12 protein-coding genes are annotated in these 12483 nt (G+C 67.0%); 2 read left to right on the forward strand and 10 right to left on the reverse strand.

Features of this window, described 5'->3' with window-relative positions; all coding sequences use genetic code 11:
* Positions 1 to 58: 58 nt before the first annotated feature.
* From ftsZ to ASG43_RS10470, 4 genes are all read right to left on the reverse strand, one after another.
* Complete coding sequence (ftsZ, locus tag ASG43_RS10455; RefSeq protein WP_056504523.1) at positions 59 to 1684, reverse strand: cell division protein FtsZ; 1626 nt, start codon at positions 1682 to 1684, stop codon at positions 59 to 61.
* A gap of 129 nt (positions 1685 to 1813) precedes the next feature.
* Entirely contained in the window at positions 1814 to 3142 is a 1329-nt protein-coding gene (gene ftsA / locus ASG43_RS10460; protein ID WP_056504068.1) for a cell division protein FtsA, read from the reverse strand.
* Positions 3139 to 4056 carry a cell division protein FtsQ/DivIB gene (locus ASG43_RS10465; protein ID WP_244488054.1) on the reverse strand — a complete coding sequence of 306 codons (918 nt, stop codon included), beginning with the start codon at positions 4054 to 4056 and terminating at the stop codon, positions 3139 to 3141. Before ASG43_RS10465 ends, ftsA begins: the two co-directional genes overlap by 4 nt.
* Positions 4044 to 4967: a D-alanine--D-alanine ligase gene (locus tag ASG43_RS10470; protein WP_056504071.1), complete on the reverse strand. Its 924-nt coding sequence runs from the start codon at positions 4965 to 4967 to the stop codon at positions 4044 to 4046. The genes ASG43_RS10465 and ASG43_RS10470 overlap by 13 nt, the downstream gene beginning before the upstream one ends.
* 293 nt (positions 4968 to 5260) lie before the next feature.
* On the opposite strand from ASG43_RS10470, the gene ASG43_RS10475 reads away from it, so the two are divergent.
* Positions 5261 to 5557: a type II toxin-antitoxin system RelE/ParE family toxin gene (locus ASG43_RS10475; protein WP_056504527.1), complete on the forward strand. Its 297-nt coding sequence runs from the start codon at positions 5261 to 5263 to the stop codon at positions 5555 to 5557.
* Between the two features lie 8 nt (positions 5558 to 5565).
* The gene (locus ASG43_RS10480) at positions 5566 to 5874 is read left to right on the forward strand and encodes a HigA family addiction module antitoxin (RefSeq protein WP_056504530.1); all 309 of its coding nucleotides are present in this window, start codon (positions 5566 to 5568) and stop codon (positions 5872 to 5874) included.
* Positions 5875 to 5892: 18 nt separating this feature from the next.
* Here the strand turns inward: ASG43_RS10480 and murB are convergent, their stop codons facing one another.
* The 6 genes from murB to murD all read right to left on the reverse strand — a co-directional run bounded on the left by murB (position 5893) and on the right by murD (position 12476).
* On the reverse strand, positions 5893 to 6852 hold the full coding sequence (gene murB, locus ASG43_RS10485; protein WP_056504532.1) for a UDP-N-acetylmuramate dehydrogenase: 960 nt from the start codon (positions 6850 to 6852) through the stop codon (positions 5893 to 5895).
* On the reverse strand, positions 6849 to 8267 hold the full coding sequence (murC, locus tag ASG43_RS10490; protein WP_056504074.1) for a UDP-N-acetylmuramate--L-alanine ligase: 1419 nt from the start codon (positions 8265 to 8267) through the stop codon (positions 6849 to 6851). The genes murB and murC overlap by 4 nt, the downstream gene beginning before the upstream one ends.
* Positions 8268 to 8293: 26 nt before the next feature.
* Positions 8294 to 9394 carry an undecaprenyldiphospho-muramoylpentapeptide beta-N-acetylglucosaminyltransferase gene (gene murG / locus ASG43_RS10495; protein ID WP_056504078.1) on the reverse strand — a complete coding sequence of 367 codons (1101 nt, stop codon included), beginning with the start codon at positions 9392 to 9394 and terminating at the stop codon, positions 8294 to 8296.
* 111 nt (positions 9395 to 9505) lie between these two features.
* Positions 9506 to 9652, reverse strand: a complete 147-nt coding sequence (locus ASG43_RS22710; protein WP_156386626.1) for a hypothetical protein — start codon at positions 9650 to 9652, stop codon at positions 9506 to 9508.
* Between the two features lie 272 nt (positions 9653 to 9924).
* Positions 9925 to 11079 (reverse strand): putative lipid II flippase FtsW, encoded by a 1155-nt coding sequence (ftsW, locus tag ASG43_RS10500; RefSeq protein WP_056504081.1) that lies wholly within the window; start codon positions 11077 to 11079, stop codon positions 9925 to 9927.
* The gene (gene murD / locus ASG43_RS10505) at positions 11076 to 12476 is read right to left on the reverse strand and encodes a UDP-N-acetylmuramoyl-L-alanine--D-glutamate ligase (RefSeq protein ID WP_056504084.1); all 1401 of its coding nucleotides are present in this window, start codon (positions 12474 to 12476) and stop codon (positions 11076 to 11078) included. The genes ftsW and murD overlap by 4 nt, the downstream gene beginning before the upstream one ends.
* Positions 12477 to 12483 lie beyond the last annotated feature (7 nt).

A 12483-nucleotide genomic window follows, 5' to 3' on the forward strand; every position in this document is an offset into this window, starting at 1 on the left:
GTCGCATGACGGTGGGCTCTGTGTCACAAACGCAACGATCTCGCGACCGTCGTTCGCCTTAGTTGGTCTGGCGGCGCAGGAAGGCCGGGATCTCCAGCTGGTCGTCTTCGGCGCTCGGACGGACCTGGGAAACGGGGCGAGCCGCCGATTCCGCAGCTTGGCGACGCGGTGCGTAGGGATTCTGTTCGACGACCGCGGTCCGGCGAACCTCGGGCGCCTTCGGCGCGCGCGCGAGCTCCGAGGCCATGCCCTCCTCCTCGTCACGACGCGACAGGCCGGTTGTCAGGCGACGCAGGAGGCCCATCGGACCCTTGTCGTCGGCGCCCATGTCCATGCCGGAGCGACGCTCGATTTCGGCCTGGACGACCGGGGGGAAGTCCTCGACGCGGGGCATGCGCGAGGGGGCGGCGACCATATCGCGACGCGCTTCGGCGACGGGCGCCGGCGCGGGCTGGCGGTGCGCGACCTCGGCGATTTCGGCCTGGAGAGCGGCGGTGAAGTCGTCCTCCATGTCGGCCGCGTCGATCGTCTCGGCCGGCATTTCAGGCTCGTAGGACGCCATGGCAGGCATCTGACGGGGCGCCTCGACGGGTGCCGACATGGTCATCGGGGCCGGCGCGATCGGAGCGGCCTGTGCTGCCATCGGCGCGGCGGCGGCCGGGCGCGGCATCATCGGAGCGTGACGAACCTCGATCGGGCGGTTGTAGGCTTCCTGGGCGGTCTTATCGATGCCGGTCGCCACGACCGACACGCGGATGACGCCTTCCAGGCCCTCGTCGAAGGTCGCGCCGAGGATGATGTTGGCATCGGAATCGACCTCCTCGCGGATTCGGGTCGCCGCCTCGTCGACCTCGAAGAGCGTGAGATCGCGACCGCCCGTGATCGAGATCAGGAGCCCCTTGGCGCCCTTCATCGAGGTCTCGTCGAGGAGCGGGTTGGCGATCGCGGCCTCGGCGGCGGCCATCGCGCGGCCCTCGCCGGACGCCTCGCCGGTGCCCATCATGGCCTTGCCCATCTCGCGCATCACGGAGCGGACGTCCGCGAAGTCGAGGTTGATGAGGCCTTCCTTGACCATCAGGTCGGTGATGCAGGCGACGCCGGAATAGAGAACCTGATCGGCCATGCCGAAGGCATCGGCGAAGGTCGTCTTGTCGTTCGCGATCCGGAAGAGGTTCTGGTTCGGGATGACGATGAGCGTGTCGACGTTCTTCTGCAGATCCTCGATGCCCTGCTCGGCGATGCGCAGGCGGCGCTGGCCCTCGAAGTGGAAGGGCTTGGTGACGACGCCGACGGTCAGGATGCCCTTCTCGCGCGCCGCTCTCGCGACGACGGGAGCCGCGCCCGTGCCGGTGCCGCCGCCCATGCCGGCGGTGACGAAGCACATGTGCGAACCGAGGAGATGATCGCAGATCTCGTCGAGGGATTCCTCGGCGGCCGCACGGCCGACTTCCGGCTGCGAGCCCGCGCCGAGACCTTCGGTGACGGCGACGCCCATCTGGATGACGCGCTCGGCGCGCGAGGAGCGCAGCGCCTGGGCATCGGTGTTGGCGATCACGAACTCGACGCCTTCGAGGCCGGCATTGATCATGTTGTTGACCGCATTGCAGCCGCCGCCGCCGACACCGAACACGGTGATCCGGGGCTTCAGTTCCGTGATGTCGGGCTTCGCCAGGTTGATGGCCATGTTCTTCATCCTCTTTGCGATTTTGGCCGTGTCGCCGCGCCGGCCTGATACTCTGGTTGCTCGGTCAAGACGCGCGGCGCGCGCTTCTCTGTCCACGATGGGCCACGCCGGCGGCCCTCCGCGTATCGGTTAGAAACTCTTGCGGACCCAGGAGCCGAAGCGCCCGATCGTGGTGCCTTCGTCGAAGGCGAAACTGGCAGCGCCCGCTTCCGCGAAATGCTCGCTCGGTGCGACCTGCGGGTAGATCAGGAGTCCGACCGACGTCGCGAAGGCCGGGCTCTTGTTGGCCGCGCTGAGGCCCGCGACCCCGACGGGGCGCCCGAGCCGGACATTGCGCTGCATGATGGAGCGGGCAACGTCGCCGAGGCCCGCCAGCTGGCTGGCGCCACCCGTGAGCACCACGCGCTTGCCGATGACGTGGCCGAGGCCGGAGGCCGCGAGACGGTCGCGGATCAGCTCGAAGGTTTCCTCCACGCGCGGCCGGATGATCCGCGAGACCAGCGAGCGGGCGACGTTGACCGGGGCCTCGAAGCCCTCCTCGCCGAGCGGAGCCACCTCGATCGTCTCGGAATCGGCCATGAGCTCGCTCATCGCCGAACCATGCATGACCTTCAGCCGCTCGGCATGCTCGGGCCGGATCGACAGGCCGCGGGCGAGATCCATCGTGATGTGGTGCCCGCCGAGGGCGACCGAGTCGGCATAGACGAAGCGGCCGTTCTGGAAGATCGCGATCGTCGTCGCGCCGCCGCCCATGTCGATGCAGGCCGATCCCATGTCGGCCTCGTCGTCGACGAGCGTCGACAGGCCGGAGGCGAAGGGGGTTGCGACGAAGGCCTCGACCACCAGATGAGCGCGATTGATCGCCGCCTCGAGATTGCGAAGCGGGGTCTCCTCCGCGGAGAGAACGTGCATGTCCGCGCCGAGCCGGCGACCGACCATGCCCTCGGGGTTTTCAAGACCGGATTCGCCGTCGAGCGAAACGTCGAACGGAATGGAGTGCAGGACGATCCGGCCAGGTTCCACCGGCGCGCGGGCGGCAAGACCCAGCACGCGCTTCAGGTCGGTCGCCTGGACCTCGCCGCCGTCGATCCCGAGTTCGCCGCGCCCGCGCAGGCTCTTCAATCGTCCGGCGGTGAGCGAGACGATCAGACTTTCGATGGTCAGGCCGGCCTGGCGCTCGGCCGCGTCCACGCAAAAGCGAATCGACTTCTCCGCTGCTTCGAGATCGACGACGACACCCGACTTGATGCCGCGCGAGCGCTGGTGACCGATGCCGATTACCTCGATCTCGTGCGTCCGGTTGCGCAGGATCTCGCTCTCGCCCTTCGGCTTCAGCCGGGCGATGAGGCAGGTGACCTTGGTCGTGCCGATGTCGAGAACCGAGATGATGCGGGTCTTGCGCGAAGAGATGGCCTTCACGCGCGGCAGCTTGCCGTTCCGGCGAGAAAGCAACGTCATACCGGCTTCTCCTTGGCCGAGCGCTTGATCACCTTCTCGCGCTCCTTCAGCGCCGCGTCGCGGCGCACCAGCGCATCCGGCGTCAGCTTGACGACCATGCGATCTGCGATGCGCATGTCGACGGCGAGAATGTCACGCGACAGCAAGCCCACGTCCCTGTCCATTCGGGAGACTTCGGCCGCCGCTTCGATCGCCCCGTCTTCGGGCAGTCGAATCGTCACTCCGTTCTCCAATCGGAGATCCCAACGACGATCCCCGACGCGAATGTAGGCCTTCACCCTTGCGCGAAGCTCGGGAAGTACGTCGAGCTGATCTAAAAACGACGCCGCGTTCTTGGCGGCGCCAGCCCCGACGACGAAGGGAAGGTTGGCGAAACGCGCCGCGCCATAGGGCATGATCTCCCCGCCCTCGCGATCGATGATGAAGAGCTCGCGTCCCTTCTGCCAGACGGCGAAGGGCGCCCGCTCGGACAGCTTGATCTCGACGCGGTCCGGATAGGTCTTCGAGACCGAGGCCGTCTCGATCCAGGGCATCGCCTCCAGCGCCTCGCGCGCGGCCGCCGGATCGAGTGAGGGCAGGCTCTGCGCGCCCGTTCCCCAGAGTGCCTGCAGGACATCGATCTCGGAGGTCTCGCCATTGCCCGAGACGTCGATGCGATCGATGGAGAAGCCGAGCGGCTGTGCGACCGTATCGATCACGGACGTCGTGTGCCCGCCGATCGCCATACCATAGAGCGCGGTCGAGGACAGAAGCAGGGCCGCGATCGTGGCGAAGCGCGGCGCGCGCAGGCGCGACAGGCTCTCGCCGACGGCGGCGAGGCGACGGCCGGCGACCGACAGGCGGAACTTCAGGCGAAGACCGGGTTCGGGCGACAGCGAGGGCTCCCGGCGGTCGCGGCGGTTCATCTGCGGCATGACGCGTCCTCCACCATCCAGGTCAGGAGTTCGCCGAAGCTGTGGCCGGCCGCCCGCGCGATGTCGGGCACGAGGGAGGTCGGCGTCATGCCCGGCTGGGTGTTGACCTCCAGCCAGACGAGTTCGCCCTCCTGGGAGAAACGGTCGTCATAGCGGAAATCCGAGCGCGAGACGCCGCGGCAGCCGAGCGCGCGGTGGGCGGCCAGCGCGGCCGCCTGGACCCGGTTCGCGACGCGCGCGGGGATCGGCGCCGGGATCTCGTGCGTCGAACCACCCGGCAGATACTTGGAATCGTAATCGTAGAAGGCGTGCCCCTCGGTCGTGATCTCGCAGACGCCGAGCGCGACGTCGCCGACCACGGCGCAGGTCAGTTCCCGGCCGTAAACGAAGCGTTCGACCATGACGAGATCGCCGAAGGCCCATTCGGTGCCGTGCAGCTGCTGCGGCGGGTGGGCCTGATCCTCGCGCACGATGAGCACGCCGAAGCTCGATCCTTCCGCGATCGGCTTCACCACGTAAGGCGTCGGCATGACATGGCTCTTGGCCACCTCGCGCCGGTCGATCACCTTGTGCTCCAGCACCGGCACGCCCGCCGCCTTCGCCACGAGCTTGGCCTTGACCTTGTTCATGGCGAGCGCGGAGGCGAGAACGCCGGAATGGGTGTAGGGGATTTCCAGAAATTCGAGGACGCCCTGGATGGTGCCGTCCTCCCCGAAGGGACCGTGCAGCGCGTTGAAGCAGACATCCGGCTTCAACTCCGAGAGGACCGTCATGACGTCCCGGCCGACATCGACGCGCGTGACGCGGAAGCCCTCGGCCTCCAAAGCCTCGGCGCAGGCGGCGCCCGAGGACAGGCTCACCGGTCGTTCGCTCGACCATCCCCCCATCAGAACCGCGACATGCCTGGTCATCGAACGCCCATTCCATCCCTTGCGAGGAGTCGAGCCCATGCGAGCTCGGGATCATTCATGACGAGCGATGGTTAAGCAGAGGTTAAGGGCCTGAGGCGGCGGCAAGAAAATCGTAAGGGCGATGGGAGAAAGGCGAGGTGATGCGGAGAAGGCTCAACCTTACCGATCGAATCCATCTTCCATCGCTTCGCCATCGTGACGCCGAAGCTGCACGGCCAAGGCGAGTTTCCGTTCCGACATTGCCGCCTGTCCCATCGAGTGGTACATTCACCCACCACTTTGAAAGCGAAATGATGATCGGCAGCTTTCGGGACGAGGCGTTGAGGGCCTTCTTTGTCGAAGATGTCGTCCCCCGTGGCATACCGTCCGATTTGAGGAGCCGACTCTTCCGCAAATTGCAGATGATCGACGATGCCTCGACGGATCAGGACCTGTACGTTCCGCCGAGCAACCATTTCGAGACGTTGCGCGGTTCGCTGGAGGGGTACCATTCGATCCGCGTCAATCACCAATGGCGGCTGATCTTCCGATGGGACAGTCGCAACGGCGAAGCGACGGACCTCTATCTCGACGACCATAGCTACCGATGAGGCACGCCATGATGATGACGAAGCGCAAGCCAGCGACGATCGGCGAGATCCTGGTCGAAGAATTCATGCAGCCGCTGGGGCTGACCCAGGGCGGATTGGCCGAAGCGATGGGCGTCCAACGCAAACACGTGAACGAACTCTGCAACGATCGCCGGAGCGTGACAGCCGCCACGGCACTAATCCTGTCTCGGGTCTTCGGCAACAGTCCCGATTTCTGGCTGAACATTCAACGCCGGACCGACCTCTGGACCGCGATGAACTCACCTGACGAACGAGCCCGTATCGAGCGCGCGACACCCTTGGATCGAGTGGCCTGAAACGAGAGCGACCGGCGCTTAGCCCGCCTCGAACGCTTTCACCTCTCGCCCCGGCAGGAACGCGCCGAGCCGCTTGATCTCCCAGTGGAGATCGATGCCGGAGGTCGCGTGGACGCGGGCGCGCACGGTCTCGCCGAGCGATTCGAGATCATGGCCGGTGGCGGTGCCGGTGTTGATCATGAAATTGCAGTGCAGCTCCGACATCTCAGCGCCGCCGATCGCCAAGCCCCGGCATCCCGCGCGATCGATCTCCTTCCACGCCGAACTCCCCTCCGGATTCTTGAAGGTCGAGCCGCCGGTCTTCTCGCGCACGGGCTGAACGGTCTCGCGGTGATGCTGAACGGCGTCCATCGCGGCCCGGATCTCGCCCCGCTCGGTCGGAACGCCCTCGAAGAGAACCGACGTGAAGACGAGGTCGCCCGCCGCGCCGGAATGGCGGTAGGCGTATCCCATGTCGGCATTGGAGAGAACGTGAAGGTTGCCGCGCCGGTCGACGGCCCGCACCTCGACGACGCGCTCGCGCGTCTCGACGCCATTCGCGCCGGCGTTCATGCGCAGTGCGCCGCCGACCGAGCCGGGAATGCCATGATAGAAGTGAAAGCCGCCGAGGCCGGCCTCGAGCGCGACGGAAGCGACGCGCTTGTCGGGGGCCGCGGCACCGGCGCGCAGTCGCTTTTCTCCCGAGGTCTCCACCTCGCCGAAGCCCTTCGCCGAAAGGCGGATCACGACGCCGGGAATGCCACCGTCGCGCACGAGGAGGTTCGAGCCGATGCCGACGACCATCACGGGCACGTCTTCCGGCAGCAGCCGCAGGAAATCGGCCAGATCTTCCTCGTCCGCCGGCTGAAACAGGAGCTCGGCGGGTCCCCCGGCGCGGAACCAGGTGATCTTGTCCATCCCGGCGTCGGGCGTCAGGCGCCCCCGGATCGCCTGGAACCGGTCGCCGAGACGCGCGAGCAGCCCTGCCCCGTCGATCATCCGGCGCGGCCCGCGCGCAGCGCCGCGAGATCCTTCGGCAGCGCGTAGGCCCATTGCGTGATCGATCCCGCGCCGAGGAAAACGACGAGGTCGTTCGGCTCCACGAGGCGATCGATCAGCGGCGCCAGTTCCTCCGGACCGTCGACGAGCTTGGCATCGCGATGGCCGCCGAGCTTCAGGCGCTCGACCAGCATTTCCGAGTTCACGAACTCGATCGGCTCTTCGCCTGCGGAATAGACCGGGGCGAGGATGACGGTGTCCGCATCGTTGAAGCAGGCGGCGAAATCCGCAAAGAGGCTCTGAAGGCGCGTGTAGCGGTGCGGCTGAACCACGGCGACGACGCGGCCCTTCGCCGACGAGCGGGCCGCCGCGAGAACAGCGCGGATCTCGACGGGGTGATGACCGTAATCGTCGTAGATGTCGACGCCGTCGACCGTGCCGGTGTGGGTGAATCGGCGCTTGACGCCGCCGAAGGCAGCAAGGCCCGAGCGGATCGCATCCGCCGAGATCCCGATGCGGTGGGCCACTGCAATGGCGGCGGTCGCATTGGAGACGTTGTGACGGCCGGGCATGGGCAGCGTGATGTCCCGGATCTCGTCCTGCCGGCCGGTCACGCGATCCCGGATCGTGACGTCGAAGACCGAACGCGGACCCTCGGATCGATGGTTCTCGAAGCGAACGTCGGCCTGAAGATTCTCGCCGTAGGTGATGATGCGCCGATCCTCGATCTCGGCGACGAGGGTCTGCACTTCGGGATGGTCGAGGCACATGACGGCGAAGCCGTAGAAGGGCACGTTCTCGACAAAGGCCCGGAAGGCGGCTCTCACCTTGTCGAAGGTGCCGTAATGGTCGAGATGCTCGGGATCGATGTTGGTGACGACCGCGATATCGGCGGGCAGGCGCAGGAAGGTGCCGTCGGACTCGTCGGCTTCGACCACCATCCAGTTGCCGCCGCCCATGCGCGCATTGGTGCCGTAGGCGTTGATGATGCCGCCGTTGACGACGGTCGGATCGAGGCCGCCGGCATCGAGCAGCGTCGCGACCATGGAGGTCGTCGTCGTCTTGCCATGGGTGCCGCCGATGGCGATGGCCTGACGGAAGCGCATCAGCTCGGCCAGCATCTCGGCGCGGCGCACGATGGGAAGAAGGCGCTCGCGGGCGGCGGCGAGTTCGGGGTTGGATCGCTTGATCGCGGTGGAGACCACGACGATCTCGGCCGCGCCCAGATTCGCCGCGGCATGGCCGATCGAGACCTTGATGCCCTTGTCCCGCAGGCGCTGGACGTTGGAGCTGTCGCCCTGGTCGGACCCCTGGACGGTGTAGCCGAGATTGGCGAGAACCTCGGCGATGCCGCTCATGCCGATGCCGCCGATGCCGATGAAATGCACCGGGCCGATATTGGGCGGCATCTTCATGGAACGGCTCCGAAACACGAAAGAGATCAGCGGGTCGAAGCCGCGGACATAGCCTCAACGACATCCGCGAGCAACCGCGCGGCGTCGGGGATTCCCGTCGCGCGCGCCGCCGAGGCCATGACCATGGCCTTGGCGGGATCGGCGGCGAGGCTCTCGATGAGGCCGGCCAGCCGCATGGCGGAAAGATCGGCCTGCCGGGCGACGATGGCCCCGCCGGCGGCCTCGAGCTTGGCCGCGTTCGCCGCCTGATCGTGATCGAGGGCGTAGGGATACGGGACGAGAATCGAGGGGCGCCCGATCACCGAGATTTCCGACACCGTCGAGGCGCCGGAGCGGCTGACGACGAGATGGGCACGGCCGATGCGCTTGGCCATGTCGGTAAAGAAGGGCGATACGTCGGCCTCGATGCCCTCGGCCTCGTAGAAGGCGCGGATCTTCTCCTGCTGCTCGGGACGGGCCTGCTGGGTGACGTGCAGGCGCCGGAGAACATCGATCGGCAGGAGGCGCATGACCTCGGGCATGATGTCGGAGAAGAACTGTGCGCCCTGGCTTCCGCCGAAGACGACGAGGCGGAACGGTGCGCCGGGCTCGCTCGGCTTATAGGGATAGGCGGCCGACTCGAGGACGGCGGGACGGACGGGATTTCCGGTGACGACGAGCTTTCCCGCCAGCGCGGGATCGACGCCCTCTTGCGCAATGCCCGCGGCGATCCGCGTCACGCGCTTGGCCAGGAACTTGTTGGCGCGTCCCATGACGGCATTCTGTTCGTGGATCAGTGTCGGCCGGCCCGCCTGGGTCGCGGCGAGCATCGGGGGAACCGTCGGGTAACCGCCGAAGCCGACGACGACGGCCGGGCGGATCTTGCGGATCAGCGCGCCCGCCGTTCGAAATCCACGCCAGAGCGTCAGCAGCGAGCCGGCGACGCGCAGCGGGTTCTTCGAGCCGAAGGTCGCGGAAGGGACGACGTGGATCGCCTCGACCGGAAAGCGCTCGGCATATTTGCCGGCGCGCTCGTCGGTCGCGAGATGAACCTCGAAGCCCCGCGCGACGAGTTCGTGGGCGAGCGCTTCGGCGGGAAAGAGATGGCCGCCGGTGCCGCCGGCGGAGAGAAGGATGGGGCCGGTCATGGGTGAGGTCTCGCCAGGGAAAAGCGCTTCAAGCCGTCTCGTACAAAATCATCGGCACGAATGCGCCATTCCGTCGGCAAGAGGTGGGTCAGGATCGCGACCGATCCGTGCTCAGCGAATGCCGGAAAGCCGCTGGTGTCGCTCTCGCCGGCCTTCCTCCAGATCGCTCTCGAACGTCTTGCTGACCGTCCGAATCGCAAAGAGAACGCCGAGAGGGAGCATCAGGGCGGCGACGGCGTCGAGAAAGAGCTCCATCATGCGTCCAGCCTTCTCGGAAATCGTTTCGCACGTCGTTGAAGATAGGGGCTAAAGCCTGGACTGAACAGCCCGAGGCTCGTCGCGAGGAGCACATCCGTCCAACTCCTGAAGTTGAAGAGGATCGTCGTCGGCAGGGACAGCCCGCCGACCAGGACGAGGCCGATGGCGATCCCGTTCCGGTAGGTCGCCGTCAGCTTGACCTGTTCCTTTTCGCTGTCGGTGAGGATCCGCCGCTTCGGCTCCTCCTTCTGATCTTCTCGGCCGTATCGACCTCAGGCGCCGGACAGCGCGATCGTCCGGTCCATGAGCCTGTCGGTCTGCGAGGAATTCTCCGGCTTCTTGCGCGTCAGGGCGAGGATGAAGCCGGCCGAGATCGCGATCGCCAGCATGGACGAGCCGCCATAGGAGATGAAGGGCAGCGTCATGCCCTTGGCGGGCATCAGCTGGAGGTTCACCGACATGTTGATGATCGACTGCAGGCCGAACAGGAAGACGAGGCCCGAGATCGCGAGCCGTGCGAAGGGATCGCGCTGCGCGAAGGCCACGGACAGGCCGCGGATGACGATGAAGCAGAAGATCGAGGCGAGCAGCATGCAGGTGACGATGCCGAACTCCTCGGCGATGACCGAGAAGGCGAAGTCGGTGTGGCTGTCCGGCAGGAGGCGCTTCACGGTGCCCTCGCCCGGACCTTGCCCAAGCCAACCGCCGCGCATGATCGCCTCGCGCGCGGTGTCGGTCTGGAACGTATCGCCCTCGCCCGTCATGAAGCGGTCGATGCGCGAAGCGACGTGCGGGAAGACGAAATAGGCCGACAGGAACCCGACGACGCCGATCGTGCCGAGCGCGGCGATCCAGAGCCAGGGCATGCCCGCCATGAAGAAGAGGCCGCTCCAGGCGCCCGCCGTCAGCATGGTCTGGCCGAGATCGGGCTGCGCGACGAGCAGCGCGGTGACGATGAAGAGGAGGATGATCGCGAAGAGGTTGCCGGGAATGTCGGCGCGCCGCGACTTCTCGGCGAAGAGCCAGGCGCAGATCACGACGAAGGCCGGCTTCATGAACTCCGAGGGCTGGATCGTCAGCGGCCCGATCTCGATCCAGCGGCGGGCGCCCTTCACTTCCATGCCGAAGAACAAAGCGCCGATCATCAGGACGATGGAAGCGCCGAGAAGGAGGAGCGCGACGCGGCGTATGCCTCGTGCGGTGAGCATCGAGGTCGCGATCATCGCGGCGATGGACGGGATCAGGAAGACGCCGTGACGCTTCACGAAATGGAACGGGTCGAGGCCGAGCTTCTCGGCCACCGGCGGGCTCGCCGCGAAGGACAGGACGAGACCGCCGATCATCAGCGTCAGGAAGGCGGCGAGGAACCAGCGGTCGACGCTCCACCACCAATCGGTGATGAGCCCACGTTTGGCGCGCGTGTTCATGCTTCGCCCTTTCGGAAAAGTTCGATGCCGGGAAGGCGCGCGACGGCGTCGCGGAAGGCCGCGCCGCGCACCTCGAAATTGCGGAATTGGTCGAAGCTCGCGCAGGCCGGCGACAGGAGAACGACCGGCTCGGACTCCACGGCGGCAGCCGCATCGCGCGCGGCGTTGGCGACGGCGATGTCGAGCGTGCCGGAGATCTCGAAGGGAACGCGGTCGCCGAGCGTCGCGGCGAAGGCCGGCGCCGCTTCGCCGATCAGGTAGGCCTTGGCCACACGGGGAAACAGCGGCGCGAGACTGGAGATGCCGCCCTCCTTGGGCAGTCCGCCGACGATCCAGCGGATGTCGCGGAACGAGCCGAGCGCGGGCGCGGCGGCCTCCGCATTGGTCGCCTTGGAATCGTTGACGAAGAGCGTCCGACCGATCCGGCCGACCTCTTCCATCCGGTGTGCGAGGCCGGGGAAGCTGCGCAAGCCCGTCTCGACCTCGGCATGCGTCAGCCCCGAGGCGAGCAGCGCTGCGACGGCCGCCGCCGCGTTCTGCCCGTTGTGCCGGCCTCGGAGGGAACCGATGCCGGTGAGGTCGAAGGCGCTGCGCAAGGTTTTGCCCGCCGCGACGACGGACGTGCCGTCGAAGAAGACGCCGTCGGCGAGTTCCGTCTTTTGCGAGATGCGCGTCACCGGACGGCCCCTCGCCTCCAGTCCTTCGGCGATGGCGCGGCAGTGCTCGTCATCGACCCCGACGACGCTCATGCCGGCCTTCTCCAGAAGCCGCGCCTTGACGGCGGCATAGTGCTCCATCGTCCCGTGACGATCGAGATGGTCCGGCGTGAGGTTCAGGAGAATGGCGACGGAGGGCGCGATCGAGGGCGCGAGATCGATCTGGTAGGACGAGCACTCCACGACGTAGAAGCGATCCGGCGTCGGCGCGTCGAGCGTCAGGACGGCGACCCCGATATTGCCGCCGAGCTGCGTGTCACGGCCGGCCGAGCGCAGGCAATGGGCGATCAATGCCGTCGTCGTCGACTTGCCGTTGGTGCCGGTGATCGCGATGAAGGGAGCGTCCGGAGCACGGGCGGCGCGCTCTCGGCTGAACAGTTCGACGTCGCCGATGATCGGAACGCCCGCCGCCGTCGCGAGATCGGCCGTCCAGTGCGGTCGCGGGTGGGTCAGGGGCACGCCGGGCGAGAGGATCAGAGCGGCCTGGCGCGACCAGTCGATCCCATGGAGATCGGCGATGGCGATCCCGTCGCTTTTCGCGGCCTCGATGCTGGCCGGGTTGTCGTCGAAGGCGACGACTTTTGCACCGCCCGCTTTCAGCGCCAGCGCAGTCGCGCGGCCGGAGCCGCCGAGACCGAACAGGGCGACACACTGTCCGGCGAGGGTCGAGACGTCGATCATCGCGCGC

This window comes from Aureimonas sp. Leaf454, assembly GCF_001424685.1.
In the GTDB taxonomy this organism is placed as follows: Bacteria; Pseudomonadota; Alphaproteobacteria; order Rhizobiales; family Rhizobiaceae; genus Plantimonas.